We start from the raw sequence: 25,187 nt of genomic DNA on the forward strand, positions 1-25,187 counted from the left end.
GGTGAGAGCCGGGTATGGCATTGCGCCCGGCTCTGGCCCCCTCTGACGGGACATCGCCGTGAAGCAAACGCCGGAGGCGTTTGTAGGCGATGTGCGAGCCGACAGGCGAGCTGATATGAGGCCGGCCGCAGGCCGTCCGCAATTGCGGTCGAGCTGTCCGCGAAGCGGACTGGGGGAGAGATAGCTGGAACGCAACGTTTGCGGTTGTCTCTCCCCCACCCGGCTTCGCCGGGAGCCCCCTCGTCAGAGGGGGCCGGTACCCCCTCAGTCGGGCTTCGCCCGCCAGCTCCCCCTCAAAGGGGGAGCAAGGAGTGTCGCCAGCTCCCCCCTAGGGGCGCGGTGTGTGATTCCTTTGCGCCCCCTTCAGGGGGAGCTGTCCGGCCGCAGGCCGGACTGAGGGGGTACCGGAGCCGGATCCGGCCGAACAATACATCGATTTCGAAGGAGAAACACGTAATGTCCATGTCAACTACCAGGCGCTGGGGGAAGAGGATCCTCGGCGCGGCGCTTGCGGTGCCGATGGCGCTCGCGGGCATGGCGCTCGGCGCGACCACGGCGGTCGCGGCCGACGCCGTCATCCCCACCGACCATCTCGTCGCCGCCTACGACTTCACGTCGAAGCCGGCCGACGGCAAGACCGTCGCCAACGGCGCGCCCGCCGCGAACTCGAGCCTCGGCGCGGCCGAAGTCCAGAACGCGGCCGATTCCCTCTGGTCGGACGGCGCCCTCACCTTGTCCGGCGGCGCGAAGACCGGCTCCGGCGACTGGGTGAAGCTGCCCGCCGGCCTGCTCACAGGCAAGGACGCGGCCACCGTGCAGATGGAGGTCAAGGCCGACAAGAGCATGCTGAGCTCGTTCCACTTCCTGTGGAACGTCGGCAACGACAGCTCCGACACCGAATACTTCTTCTCCACGCTCAACTGCGGTTCCGGCCGCAATCCGCTCGTCGGCCTCAAGTCCGGCGGCGCCGAGACGCTCGTCCAGGCGAAATCCTGCGTCGCGTCCGCCGACCGTTGGTTGTCCGTCACCGCGACGATTGACGGCAACACGACGAAGATGTACATCGACGGCGTGCAGGTCGCATCCGGCACCGTGCCGGCGAAACTGTCCACCGTCAAGGACCAGTCGCTGAACACAATCGCACGCTCGCCGTGGCCGGACGCGCTGTTCAAGGGCGCCGTCTCCACGTTCCGCGTGTACGACGCCGCGCTGAGCGCCGACCAGGTCGCCGCGATCAGCACGGTCGACGCGAAGATCCACGCCGACGAGCTCACCGGATCGGCGCTCGATGGCATCAGCGTGCCGGGCGAGATCAACGCATCCTACGTCGCGCTGCCCACAGCGAACGGCGTCACGTGGACGTCGTCCGACGAGAGCGTCATCGCGACGAACGGCACCGTCACGCAGCCCGCCAAAGGCGAGGCCGCGAAAACGGTGACGTTGACGGCGACCGCGACCGTGCGCGGCATCACCGCGACGAAACGGTTCACGGTGACCGTCAATCCGACCGACAAGACCGCCGCCGAAGTGCTCAAGGAAGCCGCCGACGGCTACGCGATCCCCGCCATCGTGCGTTCCGGCGACGCACTGCCCACGCCCGGTGACGGCACCACGGCGACCGTGAAGGCGACCACCGGCGGCGTGACCGCGGCCGACGGCGTCATCGCCGCGGCCGACGGGAACGCCGACAAGGCTGCGGAAGGCACCATCACCGTGACGTTCGCGAAGGACGGCACCGCCGGCACCGTCGACAAGACGTTCGCCGTGACCGTCCTGCCGAAGTCGAAGTCCGCGACGATCGCCGCCTACGACCGCAACGCCACCAGCGTCGACGACGCGAACAACGGCGACATCGCGTACAGCATGCACCTCGCACGACTCGCCGACGACGGCTCCTACTCGCCGTACAACGAGAACTACGGCATCTTCTTCCCGCTCGGATACAAGTCCCAGCCGCTCAACATGAACACCGAGGACGTGGCCCGCAACCTCAAGGACCCGAGCCTGTTCCGCCTCGCCGACGGCACGTTCGCCGTGATCGCCGTGCGCACCAACCGCGGCACCGCGAACGGCGACTCCACCGCCAAGTCCAGTGTGCTCATCGCCACGTCGAAGGACCTGCTCGCCTACAGCGAGAAGGCGAACTCCGGTTCGATCGTCGACCTCGGCGAGACCAACGGCGTCAACGAGCCGTACGCGGTCTACGACACCGCCGCCAAGCAGTACCTCGTCGGCTGGAAGGACGACAACGGCGTGGCCAAGCACACGACGTTCGCCACGCTCTCCAACGACGGCAAGGCCGCCAAGCACGGCGACGTGGTCGTCGGCGCCTACGCGACGTCCGGCAGGCTCGCCGCATCCGGCGCGGGCGCGGTCACGGGCATCGCCGACTTCCGTTCCGGCGCGACGATCGCCGTCGACACCGCCACCGCGAAGGCGCTCGAGACGCGCTTCGGCCGCTCCACCAACACCGGTGCCAGCAACCTGCCCGAGACGATCACCGTCAAGCAGGGCGCGTCGATGGACGAGGTGACCAAGCAGCTGCCGAAGAATGTGGACCTCACCTACTCCGACGGCTCCACCGGCTCGTTGCCGATTTCGTCGTGGGACACTTCGGCGGTGGACACGTCCAAGGTGACGGGCGAAGCGAGCGGCGACGCGGACGGTTACACCGTGACCGGCACCGTCAAGCAGACCGAATACCAGATCCCGTTCGCCGAGGATCGCGCCGACCCGTCCATCACCAAGTGGGAGTGGACGCATCAGGTCGACGGCAAGGAAGTCACCGAAACCAAGTTCCTGATGATCGCCTCCAACGACATCCAAGGCGACGTGACCTGGCAGCACGGCTCCCCGCACATGCCGTTCCGCATGGCCGACTCGATCGCGGCGCTCGCCGACGAGCCGGGCAACCCGGACGCGACTATCCAGTCGAATGGATACAACAACAAGGAGGTGTCGCTGCTCACCGCCGGCGTCAAGGACTCCGAAGGCAAGGCGATCATGCACAGCTTCTGGGCCCCCGAGTTCCACGAGATCAACGGACGCCTGACGATTCTGTTCATGGCCGGCTACGGCAACACGTGGTCGAACGGCAAGTCCGTGTACATGCAGCTCAAGCAGGACGCGAACGGCTACGACCTCGACCCGAGCAAACCCGAGAACTGGACCACGCCGACGCCGATCTACCGTGACGCCGCCTCGCAGGTCAACGGCAAGAAGGACCTCGCGCTCGACGCGAACGGCAACGTGGGCATGTCGCTCGACATGACCTACTTCAAGGACGCGAACGGCAAGTCCTACTACGCGTGGCAGCAGCTCGGCGCGACCTACATCGCGACGATGGACCCGTCGAACCCGGGCCTCATCACGTCCAAGCCGGTGCGCATCGTCTCGCCGGAATACCCGTGGAACGTGACCATCGCCGAAGGCCCGAACGTGACCATGCGCGACGGCAAGCTGTACCTCATGTTCTCCGGCTCGTCCGTCGGCAAGACGTACACCACCGGCCTCGCCGTGGCCGACGCCTCCGGCAGCGACCTGACCGATCCGGCCAGCTGGACCGTGCTCAACTACCCGATTCAGAAGTCCGGCCCGTTCAACGGCGAGATGCAGCTCGGCACCGGCCACGGCATGTGGAGCGAGGACGAGGACGGCAACATGATCTACGTGTTCCACGCCTACGCGACGAAGAACCTCGGTTCCGTCAACGCGACCGGCCGTGACACGTTCGTGCGCCGCGTCCACTGGGCCGCCGACGGCATGCCCGTGTTCGACATGAGCTCGTCCGAGGAGCTTGCGGCTTCCTTGAAGACCGTGACCGTCAAGGTGAAGGTCGTGGCGGATGACGGCGACACGACACCGACCGACCCGGACAAGGGCGACGGCGATGGTGACGCGACCAAGCCGGAGACTCCGTCGGCCAAGCCAGGTGCTGGTGCTGGTGCTGGTGCTGGTGCTGGTGCTGGTGCGAACGGGGCAAACGGCTCGAACGGGGCGAAGAAGCCGGGCCTGTCGAGGACCGGCTCGTCCGTGGCCGGTGCCGCGGTCGCCGCGGTCACGCTGCTCGTGCTTGCCGCCGGCGCCGCGCTCACCCTCCGCAAGCGCCGCGCCTGACGGTCGCGTGCATCCCCCCTGCGCCCCCTTCAGGGGGAGCTGGCTCGCGCAGCGAGACTGAGGGGGGCGACTGATTTCGGCCCCCTCTGACGAGGGGGCTGTCCGCGAAGCGGACTGGGGGAGAGATACCGCGAACGTAACGTTCCAGCTATCTCTCCCCCAGCCTCACTTCGTTCGGCAGCCCCCTCGTCAGAGGGGGCCAATGTATGCGGGCTGCCTGCCATGTGGAATCGCTCTGCGCACACGCTGGTGATGGGGGCGTGGCGTAATGGGAGCGTTCACAGTACACTAAACAAGTGTATGGCGTGCGCGCGGTCGAGGTTGGTCGTGCGCAGCGGGAACCGGCGGAGACCACGACAGGTCGTCGCGTGGGCGTCGCGAGGAAGGGCGGCGTGCGGTTCACCCGGCGCGATACGAGGAGATACAGACGATTCCCTTATCGAAGGAGCATTATGGGGATGTGGACAAGAAAGGCCGTCGGCATCGTGGCGAGCGTCGCCACGCTGGCCGCCGGTCTCATGCTGCCGATGACGGCGGCCGCGGCGAGCGTGCCGAAGCCGCTCATCCATTATTCATTCGACACCGCGCCGAGCGGCAAGACCATCGCGAACGAGGGCGCCGCGGCGAACAGTGACGCCACCCTCTCCGGTGACGCGACCGTCGCGAACGGCCAGATCAACCTGACCGGATCGCAGACCATCAGCGTGCCGACCATCGCGATCAAGGGCCAGAAGGACGTGACCGTCTCCATCTGGCTGAAGAACAACTACGGTAACGGCAACGTCGCCGCCGCGTACATCGGCAACGGCGCGACGAAGAACGGCTACTTCCTGCTCAATCCGGCGAACCCGTCCGGCTACGTGAAGTCCGTGATGACCACCGCCACCGCGGCCGCCCCGAACAACAGCCCGTGGGGCACCGAAGTCGGTCCCGCCGCGACCAACGCCGCCACCACCGGCGCGAAGGCGACGAACGCGCTCGCGCTCTACACCACCGTGATCGACGGCACCGACGGCACGATGAGCTTCTACCTGAACGGCCAGCCGGTCGGCGACAAGACGTACACGATCCCCGCCGGCGGCCTCACGAACTACGGCGACCTCGTCGCCTACATCGCGAAATCCTCCTACGCCGATCCGAACACGAAGATCGACGTTGACGACTACGCGGTCTACGGCACCGCGCTCACCGCCGACGACGTCGCCGGACTCTACAGCGCCGAAGCGCTCGACAAGGCCGCCGCGGCCGTGGCCGCAGCTGTGCCGTCGAGCGCGACGGAGGACTTCACGCTGCCGGTCGCCGCCGCAGGCGCGACCGTCGCGTGGAAGTCCGACAACGCGGCCATCGCCGTCGACGCCGCGACCGGCAAGGCGACCGTCACGCGTCCCGCCGCGACCGCGGGCGACGCGACGGTGACGCTCACCGCGACGTTCACGCTCAACGGCGCGACCAAGACCGCGACGTACACGGTGACCGTGCCAAAGCAGCTGTCCGACAGTGATAAGGCGCAGGCCGACCTCGACGCAATCGCCATCGAAAGCGCGGACGACGTGCGTTCGAACATCTCCGTCGCGACGAAGGGCGACAACGGTTCCGCAATCACGTGGAAGATCGTCAAGGGCGGCGACTACGCCACCGTCGGCGACGGCGTGAACGACAAGTCGGCGACCGTGACCGTCAAGCGTCCCGCCTCCGGCAAGGACGCGGTCAAGGTCACGCTGGAAGCCACCGCGAAGAACGGCGCCGCCACGCTCACCAAGGACTTCGAGATCACGATCCAGCCGATGCCGGCCGCCGAGGAGAAGGACGAGGCCTACGTGTGGGCGTTCTTCACCGGTGAAGGCGTGGGCGGCGAGAAGATCAGCCTCGCGGCCTCCAAGGGCGACAATGCGCTCGACTGGAACACGCTCAACAACGGCACCCCGCTGTTCACCTCCGAATACGGTGAGAAGGGCCTGCGTGACCCGTTCATCATGAAGTCGAAGGACGGCGACAAGTTCTACATGCTCGCCACCGACCTGAAGATCTCCGGTCGTGCCAACGCCAACGGCATCAGCAGCCTGAACGGCTTCGCCGGCGCGCAGGTCAACGGCTCCAAGTACATCGAGATCTGGAAGTCCGACGACCTGGTCCACTGGTCCAAGCAGTCGCACGTGAAGGTCAGCTCCGACTACGCGGGCAACACGTGGGCACCCGAGGCGTACTGGGACGACGAGATCGGCAAGTACGTCGTCTACTGGGCGTCGAACATGTACGACACCGAGAACTCCGCCGACCGCAAGGCGATGACCTACAACCGCATGATCTACGTCACCACCGACGACTTCGTGAACTTCTCGGAGCCGAAGGTGTGGATCGACTCGCAGCGCGGCAACGGCAAGGATGGTAAGGGCTCCATCGACGCGACCGTGCAGAAGGTGGGCGACACCTACTACCGCGTCTACAAGGACGAGAACTCGATGAGTCTGCGTCAGGAGAAGTCCACGAACCTGCTCGCCACCGTGAAGGGCGATTACCCGGGGACCACCGGCGCGGCCGACCAGTGGACGTTGGTCGCCGAGAAGATCGGCAACGGCCAGCCCAACGGCTACGCCACCGGCAGCGGCAAGTTCACCTCCGGCGAGGGCCCGTCCCTGTTCAAGGCCAACGACGGTGACGTGAACGGCTACCAGTACTACCTGTTCGCTGACCAGCCGAACTACCACGGCGGTCCGAACCACTACGTGCCGATGGCGACCAACGACATCGCCAGCGGCAAGTGGACGGTCATCGGCGACAAGATGCCGGAAGAGAACTTCCCGACCAACTCCGACGGCGGCAAGCCGCGTCATGGCACCGTGCTGCCGGTGACCCGCGCCCAGTACCAGAAGGTGCTGGAGGCGTACGCCCCGGCCGTGGCCGTCAAGTCCGTGGGTGCGCTGGACGTCGTCGAGACGAAGGTCGGTGAGGATCCGACCGCCAAGCTGCCGGCGACCGTGCACCTCACGCATGCGGACGGCTCCGAGGCGGATGTCGCGGTGAAGTGGGATGCGGTTCCGGCTGATTCCTACGCGAAGACCGGCACGTTCACCGTGAAGGGCGTCGCGCAGGATAATTCCCGCATGCCGGTCGAGGCGACCGTCAGCGTCACCGGCATCGACATCTCCGGCGCGACCGTGAAGCTCGCGCAGACCGAGTACACGGCCGACGGCTCCGCCAAGGAGCCCACGGTCGAGTCCGTGACGCTCGCCGACGGCACCGTGCTCGGGGCTGGCGATTACACCGTGTCCTACGCGAACAACGTCGAGCCGGGCACCGCCACGGTGACCGTGACCGGCGCGGGCAAGTACTCGGGTACGGTGAAGGTCACGTTCACAATCAAGGAGGCCGAGACGCCGACGCCGTCCACCAAGTACGGTGTGGCCGACCTCAAGAATGTGACTGCGAACTACGCGGATAACGGTGCCCAGGTGGCGTCGTTCCGCTACGACCAGTCCGGTCCGTTCAGGATTGCGAAGGGCCGTAAGGTCAAGCTGCAGGGTGTTCCGGTTGCATGGAAGTTCGCGGATGTGACCTCTGATGCGTCGAAGGGTCAGGTGTTCAAGGTGACGAGCCCGGATGGCAAGTTCACGCAGACGTACACGTTCGCGTACGACACCACGAACCCGCCGACTCCGAAGCCGCAGCCTACGCCTGCGCCGAACACTGGTAGCGTCCTGTCCAAGACGGGTGCCGCCGTGGCGGGCGTGCTGGGTGTGGTGGCCGTCCTGGCCGCCGCTGGCATCGCCTTGACCATCTGGCGCAAGCGCCGCGCCTGACGGTTCCCTAGGCCCCCTCTGATGGGCTGAGCCGTGAAGCGGAGAGCCCGGTGGGCTCTCCGTAGGCGAAGGCGAGCGACAGCGAGCTGATATGAGGTCGGCCGTAGGCCGTCCTTGATTGCGGTCGGGCTGTCGGCCGTAGGCCGACTGGGGGAGAGACAGCGGCCGCAGGCCGCGGGGAAACGGAATCGGCCTTCGGCCGATGCGATATTCCCGCGGCCTGCGGCCGCTCTTTTTCTCTCCCCCAGTCCGCTGACGCGGACAGCCCCCTCGTCAGAGGGGGCCTATGTTGGCTGGCCTTATATCGGCTCGCTGTCGCTCGCACATCGCCTACAAACGCCTCCGGCGTTTGCTTCACGGCGATGTCCCCCCTCAGTCCGCTTCGCGGACAGCTCCCCCTGACAGGGGGAGCAGAGGGATGGTATGCGCCGTGGCGCATTCCGTTATCTTGCTCCCCCACGGATGTGGGGGAGCTGGCCGGCCGTAGGCCGGACTGAGGGGGGAAGGAAGGTCCGAGAAATCCCGTCCCCACGTTGCCATCGCAAAATTGAAGCGCTACAATGGATTGTGTTTTGTAAGCGCTCACATTACTGTGGGCAGTAAGGCGCACGCGGTGTGGACTGGGTGCGCCGGAACGCGGCGGGGAGGCCGTGCCGACCCAATCGAAGGAGAATCATGGGACGATGGAAGGCGGTGGTGGCGGCGTTCGCCGCCATACCGATGATGCTGGCGATGGCGCCGGCTGCGACCGCGGACACACCCAGCGACGTGCGCGAAAGCTCGATCGTCGCCACGAGCGACACGTTTGTGGCCTCGTGGAAGAAGCAGAAGCTCGACAACTACAACACGGCCAACGACCTGGTCGTGCAGAACACCGCCGACGGCGGCCGGAGCCAAGGCGAGCTGGGCGAGCAATTCGTCTCCACGAACACGAACGACGCCACCGATCTCAAGATGACGTTCCTCGCCTTCGATCTCTCGTCACTGGGCGGTCAGAAGCCTCTGTCCGCCGATCTAGCGCTGACGTTGATCGGCCGCAAGACCGGCGTGGCCAGTTCGACCGGCACCCTGCGCGTCGCCGCCATCGACCCGTCCACCGCGTGCACGACCGACGCGCAGTGCGACTTCTCGAAGATCACGTGGGCGAATCGCCCGCAGTTCACCGCCGACGCGAACGACGTCGTCACCTCCGAATCGTTCGCCATCGACGGCACCGACGTGCCGTCCGTCACCGCCGACGTGACCATCAGCGGCACGCAGGCCACGGCGGACGTCGCCGGGCTCGTCGACGCAGCCATCGCGCGCGGCGACTCCACGCTGCTGCTCGCCGTGAACGATACGGCCGCCGAACAGCTGCATTTCGTCAGCACGGAGGGCTCCCGCAACCTCACCAACGCGAACACCGGCATGGCTCCCGCGCTGCGCGTCACCCGCAGCGCGAAATCCGTCGGCGTCTACGGCCAGAGCGCGATGAGCGTGCTCGCCGGGTACGCGGCCACGACGTCGCCCGCCTTCGACGTCACCGGTGACGGCGCGACCGTCACCGTGACGGACGCCGGCGACGGCACCACGGGCGGCGACGGCACGGCCGCCGGTGCCGTGGCCGCCGGCAAGGTGACATGGGACGCGGCGGCGAAACGACTGGACATCGCCGCCGGACTCGCCGCCGGCACGTACCCGATGCGCCTGACCGCCACCGACGCGACCGGCGCGCACGCCAGCCTGACGTTCACGCTCACCGTGCAGAAGGCCGCGCCGTCGGCGAAACAGGCGGGCATGGACAACCCGCTGATGGACTACCAGTACGGCGCCGATCCGTGGGCCATGGAATACGACGGGCGACTCTACGTGTACATGAGCTCCGACGCGATGCAGGTCACCAGCGACGGGCAGGTCGTGCAGACCTACGAGACCAACGGCGACGGATCGTTGAAGAACAACACGTACCGGCAGATCAAGACCATCTCCGTGATCTCCACCGACGACATGGCCAACTGGCGCAACGAAGGCCAGATCCGCGTCTCCGGAACGGGCGGCGCGAACCCGAACGGCCGCTGGTCGTGGGCGCCGGCCGTCGTGCACAAGACCATCGACGGCGTGGAGAAGTTCTTCATGTACTACACCGACAACAACGAAGTGCACGTGCTGACCTCCGACTCGCCGGTCGGCCCGTGGACCGACCCGCTCGGCGGCCGCGCGCTCGTGAAGAAGAGCACGGCCGGCGTGAAGCTGGACGGCGCCACCACGCCGGAATGGGTGTTCGACCCGGCGGCGCTCGTGGACGACGACGGCACCGGCTACCTCTACCTCGGCGGCGGCCAGGGCAACGAGGGCGGCACGGGCGCGAACGCCGCGCATCCGAAGTACACGCGCGTGTTCAAGCTCGGCGACGACATGATCTCCCTGACCGGCGACGTAAAGGCGATCGACGCGCCCGGCATGTACGAGGACTCCGGAATCATGAAGATCGGCGACACGTACTACTACTCGTACTGCTCGAACCTCAGCTACGACGTGACCACCGACGGCCTGACCCTGCCTAAGGGCGACATCCACGTGATGACCTCCAAGGACCCGATGGGCCCGTACACGTACCAGGGCGACGTGATGCGCAATCCGGGCGACTTCTTCGGCATCTTCGGCAACAACCATCACGCCATGTTCACGTTCAAGGGCAAGACGTACATGGTCTACCACGCGCAGACCGTCATGAAGTCGCTGATCGACGCGGGCGTCGCGCCCAGCGGCGGCACCACCGACGACGGCGTCGAGAAGGGCTACACCTACCGCTCCACGCACATCGACGAGATGACCGTGAACACGGACGGCACGATCGAGCCGGTCACGATGACGATGACCGGTGTGCCGCAGACCCAGCGCCTCGACCCGTACGTGTCCGGCGGCGTCGCGGCGACCACGATCGCCCGTTCGTCCGGCCTCCAGACGCTCGACCGGAATTCCGGCGTGCGTGTGAGCGACTACGGCGTGAGCAATGCGGACGGCGTGCGGCTCACGAACGTCAACGCGGGGGAGTGGACGTCGCTTTCCGGCGTCGACTTCGGCGCGGATGGCGCGACCGGTGCCGCGAGCGTCGCGGTGCGCGCCATCGGCAAGGCGGGCGGCACCATCGCCATCCACCTTGATTCGGTCGACGGGCCGCTCGCCGGCACCGTGACGATTCCCGCCGGCGACGGCGCGTCCGCCACGGATTTCAGCGGGTACGCCACGTATGACGCCGACCTCGCCGGCGCCACCGGCGTCCACGACGTCTACTTCGTGTTCGACGGCGATTCCGCCGACGAGCTGTTCGACGTAGCGTCGTACACGTTCACCGCCGCGAAGCACGATGGCGGTGATGGTGATAACGGCGGTCCCGGCGATAACGGTTCCGGGGACAATGGCGACGGCAACCAGGGCGGCGACGGTGGCACTGGTGATGACGCCGATGGCGGCACCAACGGCACCGGCACCGGTTCGGATGCGAACGGCACTGTGACCGCCCCCGGCAAGCAGCCGTCCACCGACACCGCGCAGCAGCCGGGTGCCGGCACCGCCGGTTCGGCGCTGTCGGCGACGGGTGCGGGAATCGTCGGCGCGACCGCATTCACCGCGATCGCGCTCGCCGCCGGCATCTCCCTGACGATCTGGCGCAAGCGCCGCGCATAACGGACCGCCACGCGCCTCCGGCGCATGCCGATTTTGGCCCCCTCTGACGGGACATCGCCGTGAAGCAAACGCCGGAGGCGTTTGTAGGCGATATGCGAGCTGACAGGCGAGCCAACGTGAGGCCGGCCGCAGGCCGTCCTTGATTGCGGTCGGGCTGTCCGCGAAGCGGACTGGGGGGAGAGACACCGCAAACGTTACGTTCCAGCTATCTCTTCCCCAGTCGGCCTGCGGCCCGACAGCCCCCTCGTCAGAGGGGGCCTATGCATGCGCAGGGTCCCCCCTCAGTCGGCCTCACTGCTCAGCGCTTTCGCCCGGCCGTGCTTTCGCGGATCAGCAGTCGTGAGGGGATCACCACTTGGGCGTGCGCTGCATGGCCCCGTCCGTCCGCATCCTGCCGGGCCTCCGCACCGGGCAGGCTTCCATCGCTCTGCCCGTCCGCCTCCTGCCGGCTCCCATCGCGAATCTCGTCCAAAAGAACCCGGATCGCGGCGGCACCCATCTCGTAGCCGTGCGGCTCGATCGTCGTCAGCGGCACGCTGCCGCCCCATGCCAGCGGATTGCCGTCGCACCCCATCACCGCGATGTCGTCGGGGACGCCCAGTCCGCAACGCCGTATCCCGTCGATGCATCCCGCCGCCAGCACGTCGGTCAACGCGATGACGAAGTCCGGCCGTTCCGCCGCGGGCCGCCCGGCGAGCCGCATTCCGGCATCGAGCCCGGCGCGCGGCCCCCGCCAGTCGGCCGCGGTCACGATTTCGGCGCCGTCGCCGAGCACCGACCGGACGCCGTCGATGCGGTCGGCGAGGGACTGGATGTCGTCGTCCGCGGTCAGCACGGCGATGCGCCGCCGCCCGAGCTCCAGCGCGTGACGGGCCGCCTCCCGCCCCGCCTGCACGTTGTCGGCGTACACCTGTCCGAATTCCCGCCGGTCGTCGTGATAGTCGACGAGCACCACCGGCAGGTCGTCGGGCCATTGCGGAATCCACGCGGCGCTGGGACGCGGCTCCATCACGATGCCGGCCACGTGCGCGCCGCGGAAGAAGTCGACGTAATGGTTGGCGAGCAGCTGGTCGTTGTCGGTGCTGGTGATGAGCAGATCGTATCCGGCCGCGCGGGCCGCGTCGTGCGCGCCCTGCGCGAGCTGCAGCGAGAACGCGTGGTCGAGTCCGGTGAGCAGCAGTCCGAACGCCTGGTTCGTGCCTCCGGCGAGCGCCCGCGCGCTGCGGTTCGGCACGAAGCCGAGCCGGTCGATGGCGGTCTGGATGCGTTTGCGTGTTTCGGGCCGGACGCGTTCGGGATGGTTGAGCATGTTGGACACCGTCCCCATCGAGACGTGCGCCTGCCGTGCGACGTCGCTGATGGTCACCCGTGCCATGGATCGTCCTTTCGTTGCGTCGGTACGGCTATCCATGATACGGAAAAGATACAGAAAAACGGCGTCGTCGCAGTGGAATCACCGCGGCGACGCCGTCGTCATGCCGTCATCGTCGTCGTGTCAGACGTGACGTTTGCGCCAGACGGTGAGACCGACGCCCGCCGCGGCGCACAGCGCGGTCGCGGCGATGGCGACGGCCACCGCCGCGCCGCTGTGCGACAGCGTCGTGCCGTGCGCGGCGTTCGTGTCGGCGGCGTTCGCGCCGGAACCGGTGGCGCCGTTGCCGGAGCCGTTCGCGCCGGTGCCGGTGCCGTCGCTGTCGTCGCCGTCGCCGGAATCACCCGGCTGGTTCGGCTGATTCGGATTGTCTGGCTGATTCGGCTGATCCGGATTCGTCTCGCCGGACGATGCCGTGTAGCCATCGGCGATGGCGGCGGACAGCGCGCCGTCGCGGATCTCGAACGCGTAGCCGCCGGATTCCAGCTCGAAGCGCGCGGTCTCGACGCCGTTGTGCTCGGTCATGCCCTTGTAGGTGACTCCGGCGATGTCCTTGAACCCCTTGGCGGCGGATTCGGCGACGGGCAGGTACAGGGTGGCGGTCGTGTTCGCCGGAACCGTCGCCTTGTAGGTCTTCAACGTGGAGGCCGCACCCTTGCCGGTGCTGGTCCATTCGGACGCGATCGTGCCGTAGTAGGAATCGTAGGTGCCTTTGGCGTGGGAGATGCGGCTCTCGTCGTTGTACTGGTCACCGGTGTCGATGGTCGGCTGCAGCACGATGTGCTTGAAGCCGGGGGCGTCCTCGGAGGAGGCGATGCCCGCCATGTAACGGTACATCCATTCGACCACCGCGCCGTACGCGTAATGGTTGAACGAGTTCATCTCGGAATCGCCGAAGCCGACGCCCGGGGTGTAGGAGTTCCAACGCTCCCAGATGGTCGTCGCGCCCGCGTTCACCTCGAACAGCCACGAAGGCTGCGCGTCGTTGAGCAGCAGGTCGTACGAGACGCTGGACTGGCCGGCGTCGGTGAGCGTCGGGGCGATCACGTTCGCGCCGAGGAAGCCGACGGCCAGCGAGTTCTTCGCCATGTTCGCGCGCACCGAGCCTTCGGCCGGGTTCTCGTTGCGGATGTTGTCCACCAGCAGCTTCGTCGCGGCCTCGCGCATCGCGTCGGAATCGTAGAAGCCGAGCTTGAGCATCCACAGCAGCGCGGTCTGGGAGTTGTCCTCCCACGTGCCGCCCTTGCCCAGGTTCATCTGGAACTGGTTCTTGCTGCTCGCGGTGTCGCCGGACTTGATGGTCAGGGTGCCGTCCGTGAACGTCACGTGCGTGGCGAGGAACTTCGCCTTGATCGCCTCGAACTTGGCCGCGTAGCGGGCCTCGTCATCGGACTTGCCCAGCACGCCGGCGATCTTCGCCATGAGCTGCGCGTCATAGCCGTAGTAGTAGTCGGCCATGATGTTCACGTTCGTGCCCTGGAACGACAGCCAGTCGCCGAAGTTCTTGTCGCCGGTCACGCGCGCCTGGTCGGGGCCGCGCTCGCCGGCGATCATGAAGTCCATGTACTTGGTCAGGGCCTCGTAGCTGCGGGAGAGGATGGACGCGTCGCCGGTCTGCTGGTACATGACCCAGGCGTCGATGATGAGCGCGTCGCTCCAGCCGGCCGCCTGGTTGCTGAAGTAGCCGCTCAGCTGGTCGGCGACCGAGGGCGTGTATCCCTTGATCATCGTGTTCTCGTCGAGGATGTCCTGGATGTCGTCGAGGAACGCGACCGAATCGAAGTTGTAGGTGGCGGTCTGCGCGAACGCCTGCAGGTCGCCGGTCCACAGCAGACGTTCGTCGCGCTGCGGGCAGTCGGTGGACGTGGTGTAGTAGTTGCTCAGCTGGCCGTGCAGCGTGTTCGAGAACAGCTTGTTCACGTGCGCGTTGTCGGTGCTGATCGTGCCGGTCTGGCGGCTCACGGACGAGAGCGCGTTCGACTTCGCCGCGTACACGGTCATGTCGGCGGTGGCCGTCAGTTCGATGTACTGGTAGCCGAAGTACGACATCAGCGGCTGGTAGGTCTCCTTGCCGTTGCTGCTGTTGCCGTTGTTGCTGTTGCTGCCGCCGCCGTCGAACACGTAGGTGGCCTGCGAACGGGCGTTGCGCAGGTTCTTCTGGTACATCGAGCCCTTCGGCCCGTCGGCCTGCGTGTTGCCGTTGCCGACCGCGCTGCCGTCGTTGAGCATCTCGCCGAACCGGACGGTCGCCTTGGTCCCGGAGGCCGCGGCGAAGGTGAGCGTCGGCACGGCGGTGAGGTTCTGCCCCATGTCGATGATCATCGTCTGTCCCTTCTTCAGGGTGAGGCCGTTCCTGCCGAAGAGGCTGTCGCCTTTGGCGACGTTCGTGTACGCGGACTGGTACAGGGCGTCGGAGGGCTTCGCGTAGGCGCGGTAGTCGACGACGTTCACCTGCCCGCCGGCGAACTCGCTGGTCGCGGCGTCGCCCTCGTACACGGTGGCGGACACCGGTTCGGCGGAGAACGCGTCGACGATGCGCCCGGTCAGGCCCGGCTTGGCGACGATCTTCCCCGCGTAGGTGGTCGTGCCCAGCGCGAGCGCGCCGGCGAGCACGGTGTTGCGCACGCTGCCGGCGTCCACATTCCTCTTGACGTCGGTCCAGGTCTTGCCGCCGTCCTTCGAGACCTGCACGGAGTAGGTCTGCGGGTAGTTCGCGGCGGTGCCGGAGAGGACGGAATCGACCTTGGTGCGCGGGGTCATCGTCAGCCCGGCGATGGAGACGGCCTTGTCGAAGTGGAAGTCGAACGTGATCGGCTCGTCGATGTCCTGTGTGACGTTCCCCTTGCCGAGGATGGCGCTGGACCATCCCGCATCGCTGGTCTCGCCCAGGTCGCCGTCGGTCAGGTTCGCGGGCTTCCACTGGCCGCCGCCGGTGAACGTGTCGGACACGGTCGGCGTGACGCCGCCGGACACCACGTCGCCGTCGGCGTCGGTGAGCTGCATCTCCATGATCTGCAGACGGTTCTCGTTGTCTTGCGCGTTGGCCGGTCCGGACTGCGAGACGCTCACGCGCACGTCCTTGGCGGTGGTCTCGTCGAACGAGGTGGTGACGGCCGGCATCGCGGTCTGTGGGTGCAGCACGGTGTTGCGCAGCGAGTCCACGTGCTTCGTGGTCACGTCGGTCCAGTGCTCGCCGTCGTCGGAGATCTGCAGCGTGTAGTCCTTCGGATAGTTGGCCGCCTGCACGCCGTCGATCGAATCGGCCTGCACGCGCGGCTGCAGCGTGAGCCTGTCGAATGATTTCGCCTCGCCCAGGTCGAAGGTGAGCGTGATGGGCTGCGTGAGCGCGACCTCGCTCTGGTTGTTGGCGAGCACGCCGCTGGAGTAGCCGGCGTCCGATTCGACGCCGTCGTCGCCGTCGGTCAGCTTCGCCACGCCCCACGTGTCATCCCAGTCGAAGGTGTCGGACGCCTGCGCGGTCAGGCCCTTGAGCAGATTGGTGGTGCCGGAGCCGGTACCGGTGCCGTCGCCGTCGGCGTACAGTCCCATCTCCATGATCTGCAGGCGGTTCTCGTTGGTGTCCTCCTTGATGGCCGGGCCGGTGGCGCTCACCGAAAGCCGCACGTAGCGCGCCTTCGCGGTGTCGAAGGTGTCGGTGAGCTTCGGCACGACCGTCGCGGCGGTATCGTCCGCGCCGGTCCAGTCGCCGTCGTCGTAGCCGACCTTGGTGAAATCGCCCAGTCGGTCGGCCACGCGCGCGTCGTAGTCCTCGCCGTAGTAGACGCCGTTCTTGAGGATGCCGCCGCTGAGCGTGCCCTTCCAGTCGGTGGTGTTGGTGGGGATGTACGTGACGTCGCCGTCCGTGCCGGTCACGGCGAGCAGCGCCTTGACCGCCGGCTGCGCGGCCGTCGTGTTCAGGCCGAACTTCCAGCCGTTGCCGGCCACGACGGACAGGGCGATGTCGCGTTGTCCCTTGAGATAGCCGGTGACGTCGTAGGTCTGGTAGCCGAGGGATACGTCGCCGTTGCCATATCCGGGATTCATATGGTCGTGCGTGACGGTGCCGTCCGCCTGGGTCTCGCCGACCTCCTTGCCGTTCAGATACGCCTGGTAGGCGCCGAGCGCGGTGATGTAGAGACGGGCGGAGACGATGTCGCTGCCGACCTTGCGCTCGGTGCGGAAGATCGGGGCGCTCGACGACTTGTTCATGCGGATGAACTGCGCGTCCTGCCATTGCTTGGTGTCGGTCACGCCGGTCTCGAACGTGGCGGGGGAGGAGACGGCCTTCGCGCCGTCGCCGTCCCAGACGGTGACGGTCCACGAGTACGCCGTACCATCGGTCAGGTCCGGTCCCGCGTAGGGGATGCCGACGGACGTGCCGCCGTCCGTCTTGCCGCTGGACCATACCGTGCCTTTGCCGTCGGCCGTGACGTCGATCTGGTAGGCGGACTGCGTGGCGCCGATGACCTTCGAGTCCATCCGCCAGCCGAAGGTCACGCCGTCGGTCTCCACGCCCACCGGATTGGTGAGGTAATCGGTGGTGAGACCGGTGATGGTCGGGGCGGGGCGCGCGGTTTCGGCGGCGGTGGCCGTCATCGGCGCGATGAGCATGCCCGCCGCGGCGAGCAGGGCGCAGAGGATGCGCGCCGGCGTCCTGGTCGTGCCGATGTTCCGGATGATGCCTGTGCGCCGGATGATGCCGGTGTTCCGGCCTGTACTTGTGCCTATGACTGCGTCGGTGTCTTGTCGCGGGCGTTCCGTTGCCCGCGTGATGACGTGATGCATGAGCTACCTCGTTGTAAGTATGTTATCGTTGACATGCAAATTGAAACGCTTCAATTATAAACCAAGGGAGGACACGTGATGACAGCAATGTGACCGCTTACGAAAAGCGTTTTCTTACGAGGTGCCGGCTAACGGAATGCACCTTACGGCGCATGCCATTACTTTGCTCCCCCCTTCAGGGGGAGCTGTCGGCCGTAGGCCGACTGAGGGGGCATCGCCGTCAAGCAAACGCCGGAAGCGTTTGCAGGCGATGTGCGAGCCGACAGGCGAGCTGATGTGGGGCCGGCCGCAGGCCGTCCTTGATTGCGGACGAGGTGTCATCGCGAAGCGATGACGGAGGGAGGGAAGAAGAGCGGCCGCAGGCCGCGGGGATATCGCATCGGCCGAAGGCCGATTCCGTTTCCTGCGGCCTGCGGCCGCCGTCTCTCCCCCAGTCGGCCTGTGGCCGACAGCCCCCTCGTCAGAGGGGGCCTATGCGGCCCTCGGCCGAACGAGGTCTCGTTGTAAGCGCTTAAGTAAAGTGAGCGTTCACAGTATAATGAGGGGCACAAGAGCCGGGGAGCCGGCCGTGCGAAAACGTTGTTCCGGGAAACGTTGTGGTGACTGGGATTGCGGGTGCGGCGGGCGTTTCCGGCGAAGGAAACCGATTGCGGCGTCGCGTGCGCCGTGAAGGAGGGCGACGGCGAAACACGCCACTTGAGGAGGATTGGCGGCCGGTCGTCGATAACGATTTGGTAACAAAATTACAAATCGGGTGTTCGTTTGCCAGACATCGAGTCCCCCCCCCTCAGTCGCGCTTCGCGCGACAGCTCCCCCTGAAAGGGGCGCAAAGGAATGGTTGTGCTGCGTGGCGCGTTCCATTCCCTTTGCTCCCCCACGTATGTGGGGGAGCTGACCGGCCATAGGCCGGACTGAGGGGGCAGGCGCGCGGTAGACGAACGCAATCCAACGAAGGAACTTGAGGAAATCCGAGGAAGGAATCTCAGTGAAGAGAGCCACACGACTCGCGGCCATCGTGGCCGCGGTATCGACGCTCGGCATGGGACTGATCCTGCCCATGACCGCGTCGGCGGACGACGCCGTGACCACGGCCACGCAATCCGCGACGGCATCCACCGCGCAGCTGCGTGCCGCCCAGGCCCAGGCCCAGGCGCAGGCCGCCGCCGACACGACCAAGTCCGCCAAGGCGGCCGCCGCAACCGCCGTCGACCCGATCGCCAGCTTCGACTTCAACGCCAACCCGGCCGCGCAGGACAACGGAACCGCCGCGTTCACGAGCGCGAAGGGCGACGCGAAGGCGACCGTCAACGGCACCGCGAACCTCGTCGCCGGCCAGAACGATGACGCCGGCAAGGCCGCCCAGCTCGGCCAGAACTTCTGGCTGAACGTCACCAAGTCGGACGGCAGCCCGCTGCTCGCCGGCCTCAACGACGTGACCATCAGCTACGACTCCAAGGCCAACGCGACCGGCGGCGCATGGACCGTGTTCGCCGCGCCGAACGCGAACGGCGTCAACGGCAACGCGCCCACCTATCTCGGCGTGCTCGACCAGACCAACAAGACGCGCGTCGAACGCTACCTGAACGGCCGCAACAGCGACGTCGCCACAATCGACCAGAACGCGGGCACCAAGGACGCGTGGAAGCACGTCGACCTCGTGATCTCCGGCAAGACCGCGAAACTGTACGTCGACCGCAAGTTCGTCGCGAGCAACGTGAACGGCGAGGAGCTCTCCACTATTCTCGGAGGCTCCGGCGGCGTGCTGCAGATCGGCAAGGGCAACTGGGGCAACGGCGAATACTTCACCGGCCTGCTCGACAACCTCACCATCTACGGTTCCGCCCTCTCCGCCGCGGACCTCGGCGTCGCTTCGCCCACGAAGCTGCACATCGGCGGCTCCGCCGTGGCCGACGACGGCACGCTGACCCTCAAGGAAGGCTCCTCCACCTCGCTCACCACGACCGTCGAACCGGCGTCCGCCGAGCCGACCGTCACGTGGGAGTCCGACAACCCGGCCGTCGCCACCGTCGACGCGAGCGGCAGCGTGACCGCCAAGAAAGCCGGCACCGCCACGATCACCGCCACCTCCACCGCCGCCGCGAACGTCACGGCGAGCATCAAGGTGACCGTCAAGGAAGTCAAGGCCGACGATCCGTACGGCTACGCGATGGTCCACTTCATCGAGAACAACAAGGGCTACGCGGAGAAGATCTACCTCGACATCTCCCGCGGCGACAACCCCTACCAGTGGGATACGCTCAACGGCGGCGAGCCGATCCTCGCCAGCAACGAATCCACGACCGGCGTGCGCGACCCGTTCATCGCCTACAACCCGCAGGCGAAGACCTACTACATCCTCGCCACCGACCTGCGCGTGTTCGGCGGCGACAACGCCAACTGGACCGCGTGGACCAACGGCTACAGCACGAAGCTGCACGTGTGGGCCTCGAAGGACCTCATCCACTTCGACGACATGACCGAACTCGACACCGCGGTGGACGAGAACGGCAAGCATGACACCACGCTCACCGACAGCGTGACCGGCAAGACCATCTCGAACATCGGCATGGCGTGGGCCCCCGAAGCCACGTGGGTCCCCGACTTCTACGACCTCAACGACGACGGCAAGGACAACGGTTCCGCCAAGGGCGGCGCGTTCGTCATGTACTGGTCCGTCTCCGCAAGCGTGGACGGCGGCTCCAAGAACAACAACGTCGTGTGGGGCTACACCAGTGACTTCACGCAGGACACCTACCACTTCGGCGGCGTGTTCGTGCCGAACAGCGCGGTGAACCGCAACACCATCGACACGACGATGACCCAGAACAACGGCCGCTCCTACCGCATGAGCGGATCCGGCCGCATCTTCATGGAGTACACCGACCGCGCCGACTGGTGGCGCGGCGACCAGGGCGCCACCAATCCGGCCAAGGGCTGGGTCATGGGCCAGAAGAACATCGGCAGCACGTTCGGCTCCTCCCAGGAAGGCCCGAACGCGTTCAAGGTCAACGGCGAGAACAAGTGGATCCTGTTCGTCGACAACTACGGCTCCGTCGCCTCCGGCGCGCGCTACGGCTACAACCCGCTGATCGCCACCGACCTCAACGCGGAGAACCCGTGGACGCCGCTCAACGTGAGCGAGACCAACTTCTTCCTCACCGCGAACACCAAGCACGGCGGCGTCGTCTCCCTCACCAAGGCGCAGTACGACGCGATCCGCAACGCCGACGCGAAGGCCTCCGACAACCAGAACCTCTCCGTCGACGACGAGGTGACCGTCAAGCAGAACGCCGACGCGAAGGACGTCACGTCCAAGCTCCCGAAGACGCAGACCGTCACGCTCGCCAACGGCTACGGCACCGCCGACCGCGACGTCACGTGGGACGTCTCCGGCGTCGACACCGCCAAGCCCGGCGAGTACACGGTCACCGGCACGGTCGACACGATCGGCGCGAACAAGAACCACTGGAAGTGGACCAACACGGCCGGCGAAGCCAAGACCGACGAGGACGACCTCATCAACAGCGGCGCGAACGCGAACAACAGCTGGAAGCAGACCGGCGGCTTCGTCGACAACGCGACCGCACAGAAGAACCGTCCGCTCTACAGCTCCACCGCGATCACCGTCACCGCCACAGTGAAGGTCGTCGACGACGGCAGCGGCGAGCCGACCGAGCCCACCGACCCGGACCAGCTCGCCGACTTCACGTTCGACAAGGCCTCCGCCGACGGCACGTTCGACGGCGGCAACGCGACCGGCGCCACGCAGGGCACCGCCGCGCTCGCCGACTCCAAGGACGCGAAGGACGGCAAGGCCGTGAAACTGAGCAAGGACTTCTGGCTGAACGTCACCGCCAAGGACGGCTCCCCGCTCCTGAAGGGCAAGACCGACGTCACGATCTCCTACGACTCCAAGCCCGACGCGGGCAACGCGAACACCGGATGGACGTTCTTCGCCGCCTCCAACGCCACCAAGCAGGAGTACGGCAAGGAGCACTACGTCGGCGTCCTCGACAAGACCACCGGCATCACGGTCGAACGCTACAACAACGCGAGCGGTCGCGACTCCTCCGGCAACCTCTCCACCACCGCGAAGAACGAAGGCTGGAAGCACGTCGACATCGTCATCGCCGGCAAGACCGCGAAACTGTACGTCGACCAGCAGCTCGTCGCCGTCAACACCAACGGCCAGGTCCTGACCGACATCCTCGGCGCCGACGGCGGCATCCTCCAGATCGGCAAGGCGAACTGGGGCAACGGCGAATACTTCACCGGACTCCTCGACAACCTGACGATCACCGGCCGCGCGCTCACCGCCGACGAACTCGGCGTCGAAGGCGCGAAGACTGACTACGCCGCCGCGCTCGCCATCCCGTCGCGCATCACCGGCGACCTGCCGTCCACCGTGCTCGGCAAGACGGTCACGTGGAAGGCCGCGGGCGACGGCGCGAAGCTCGTCGCCGCGGACGGCAAGGTCACGCTGCCTGCCGCCGGAAGCGCGCCCGTGAAGGTCGCGCTCACGGCGACGATCGACGGCGTCGCGACGCCGGTCACGGCGGACGCGACGATTCTCGACGACGGCGGCCAGATCGCGTCCTACGTCAAGGACGTCGATCGCAGCGATCAGAACGGCGCGAAGTACGATCCGCTCGCCTACAACGACGATCGTCGCGCGGACTCGCTGTATGTGGCCGACAAGGCCGCGGGCGAGGGCGCGTGGACGACGCTGAACCGTTCGCAGTCGATCCTGTCGGTCAAGTGGGACGGCTCGCAGTCCGCCAAGCCGAACGCGCAGATGGGTTCGCCCACGTTCTACCGCGCCGCGGACGGCACGCTCGGCGTCGTCGCGTCGCAGAACAACGCGACCGGCGCGATCTACGTGTGGGACGGCAAGGGCGACGGCGCGACGTTCACCAACCAGCGCGCGATCACGCTGTCCTCCTCCGATACCGTCACCAACCCGCGCATCGTCTATGACGCCGCCGCGAAGGGCTACAAGGTGTTCTTCACCGACGGCCTGACCGGCGAGGGCCGCGTGGCCGTGCTCTCCGACCTGACCGCCTCCGCGAAGGTCACGGGCCTGTACAAGGCCGACGCCGCCCAGATGGGCGTGTCCGGCGCGACCGACGGCCTGCCCGCGTGGGCCGGCGAAGGCCAGACCAGCGCGTTCACGGTGAGCCAGACGGAGTTCGCGAAGTTCCACAAGAACTACGTGGACCTCCAGAACACCGGCGTTTCCGTGAAGGGCGTCGAGGCGGACGCGAAGGACGCCACCGCGGAATCCATCGCGAAGGACGTCGCCAAGACCAAGGCGACGATGACCTACAACGATGACTCCACGAAGTCGTTCGACGTGGCTTGGAACACCGACTCGATCGCCGATCAGCTCGCATCGCTCGACAAGTCGAAGGGCGGTTCGTTCGAGGTCCAGGGCACCGTCAAGCAGACCGACGAGGCCATGTATAACGACGCCCGCGCCGATCCGGACATCTTCTACAACGAGGACGACGGCTACTACTACCTCACCGGTTCCACCTACGAGGTGAAGTCCACCGATCCGAGCACGTTGCAGAAGAACAGCTACCGTTCCATCGGACTCAAGCGCGCGAAGACCATCAACGGCCTCAAGAGCGCCGAGGAGCACATCATCATCAAGCCGGAGAACGGCACTCCGGGCCACAAGGACCAGTACCCCGACTCGTTCTACGGGTGGAGCGCGTTCATCTGGGCCCAGGAGTTCCACAAGATCAACGGCAAGTGGTGGATCGTGGCCGGCTTCCATAAGGGAGCCTCGAGCGTGAACGGCGGCTGGTGCAACAACACCATCCTCATCCCGTACACCGGCGACGAGCAGTCCATCAAGGACGGCGGCTTCCTCAAGGCCGAGAACTGGGGCGAGCCGACCGTGCTCGAAGGCGCCGCGTTCGACGTGACGTACTTCGAACGCGAAGAGAACGGCAAGACCCAGGGCTACTGGCTGTTCCCGAAGAGCGCCGGCCTGTACCTCGCCAAGGCGAAGATGGGCGACGGCGTCACCCCGCTCGTCGACGGCTCGCTCAAGCACATCTACCAGGTGAGCCAGCAGTTCGAGTACGGCAAGCAGTCCCCGACCCCCGGCGACAACACCGAAGACTCGGACCAGGCGATCGTCGAGGCGCCGTTCATGTTCGCGCACGGCAAGTACGTGTACATCGCGTACGCGGGCGCCACGGTGGACAAGTACTACAACACCAACGTGATGCGCGCCTCCCTCGACGCCGACCTGACCGACCCGGCCAGCTGGACGACCGCCGACTTCCCGTCGATCGACACGAACGACACCTACACCGGCAAGTACGGCGCCGACGAGACCTCGTACGAGCGCAAGCAGGCCGGCCCCGGCCACATCTCGCTCGTGCACGACGAGGCCGGCAACATCGTCATGGCCTACCACGCCCGCCCCTACCCGGAGCCCCACTCCGGCAGCGCGGCCGGCGGCCTGTTCGACCAGGACCGCAACACGTGGGTCAAGTCGGTGAACGTGCGCGCCAACGGCATGCTCGACATGTCGCTGAGCAAGGACCAGGAGGTCGCGCCCGCCAACCGCACCGTCACCGTCACCGTGACCGTCAAGGGCACGGGCGAGACGCCGGTCGACCCGGACAAGCCCGGTGAGAGCGTCGTCACCGCCGTCAAGGTGAGCGGCAAGCAGCAGCTCACCGTCGGCGACGTCGCGCAGCTCGCCGCCGACATCACGTGGTCCGGCGACGCGGGCGACGCCGCGGCCGCCGGTCTCGTGTGGACCAGTTCCGACGCGACCGTCGCCTCCGTCGACCAGAACGGCGCCGTGACCGCGCGCGCCGCCGGCGACGCGACGATCACCGCCACCGCCAAGAACGGCGTCTCCGGTTCCCTGAAGATCACCGTCAAGGCGAAGGATTCCGGTGATAACGGCGGAAACGGTGGAAACGGCGGCAACGCGGGTGATAACGGTGATGCCGGCAACGGCAACGCCGGAGCCGGTTCCGTGAACGGCAACGGTTCCGCGACCAAGCCGAACGGCAACGGCGCGGGCCTGTCCGCGACGGGCACCGCCGTGGCCGGTGCGCTCGGCGTGGCGGTCCTGCTCGCCGCCGCCGGCGTCTCCCTGACCATCCAGCGCAAGCGCCAGGCCTGAGCCGACCGTGCGAATTGGCCCCCTCTGACGAGGGGGCTCCCGGCGAAGCCGGGTGGGGGAGAGACTGCGGCGTGAGCCGCTGAGGAAACGGCATCGGCCGAAGACCGATTCGATGTTCCCGCGGCCTACGGCCGTGGTCTCTCCCTCCGTCATCGCTTCGCGATGACACCTCGTCCGCCATTACGGACAGCCTGCGGCTGACCTCACATCGGCTCGCCTGTCGGCTCGCACATCGCCTACAAACGCCTCCGGCGTTTGCTTCACGGCGATGTCCCCTCAGAGGGAGGCAGTTTTA

The 25,187-nt window shown here is 66.8% G+C and carries 6 protein-coding genes; 4 read left to right on the forward strand and 2 right to left on the reverse strand.

Annotation, left to right across the window (positions count from 1 at the left end; genetic code table 11):
• The first annotated feature begins 456 nt into the window (after positions 1–456).
• The 3 genes from AC1AYD_RS05065 (at position 457) to AC1AYD_RS05075 (ending at position 11,579) form a co-directional block, all read left to right on the forward strand.
• Positions 457–4,116 carry a family 43 glycosylhydrolase gene (locus tag AC1AYD_RS05065; RefSeq protein ID WP_476544781.1) on the forward strand — a complete coding sequence of 1,220 codons (3,660 nt, stop codon included), beginning with the start codon at positions 457–459 and terminating at the stop codon, positions 4,114–4,116.
• A gap of 452 nt (positions 4,117–4,568) precedes the next feature.
• A complete protein-coding gene (locus tag AC1AYD_RS05070; protein WP_476503142.1) occupies positions 4,569–7,913 on the forward strand; it encodes an immunoglobulin-like domain-containing protein in 3,345 nt (1,114 codons plus the stop codon).
• 675 nt (positions 7,914–8,588) lie between these two features.
• Positions 8,589–11,579, forward strand: coding sequence for a glycoside hydrolase family 43 protein (locus AC1AYD_RS05075; protein ID WP_476503143.1), 2,991 nt, complete (start codon positions 8,589–8,591; stop codon positions 11,577–11,579).
• 298 nt (positions 11,580–11,877) lie between these two features.
• On the opposite strand, the gene AC1AYD_RS05080 is transcribed toward AC1AYD_RS05075, so the two are convergent.
• Positions 11,878–12,954 (reverse strand): LacI family DNA-binding transcriptional regulator, encoded by a 1,077-nt coding sequence (locus AC1AYD_RS05080; protein ID WP_476503144.1) that lies wholly within the window; start codon positions 12,952–12,954, stop codon positions 11,878–11,880.
• Between the two features lie 120 nt (positions 12,955–13,074).
• Entirely contained in the window at positions 13,075–17,736 is a 4,662-nt protein-coding gene (locus AC1AYD_RS05085) for a family 78 glycoside hydrolase catalytic domain (RefSeq protein ID WP_476503145.1), read from the reverse strand.
• Positions 17,737–18,721: 985 nt separating this feature from the next.
• Here AC1AYD_RS05085 and AC1AYD_RS05090 point away from each other — a divergent pair.
• Positions 18,722–24,892 carry a LamG-like jellyroll fold domain-containing protein gene (locus AC1AYD_RS05090; protein ID WP_476544782.1) on the forward strand — a complete coding sequence of 2,057 codons (6,171 nt, stop codon included), beginning with the start codon at positions 18,722–18,724 and terminating at the stop codon, positions 24,890–24,892.
• Positions 24,893–25,187: the final 295 nt, after the last annotated feature.

The sequence above is a fragment of the Bifidobacterium sp. LH_426 genome, from assembly GCF_056356875.1.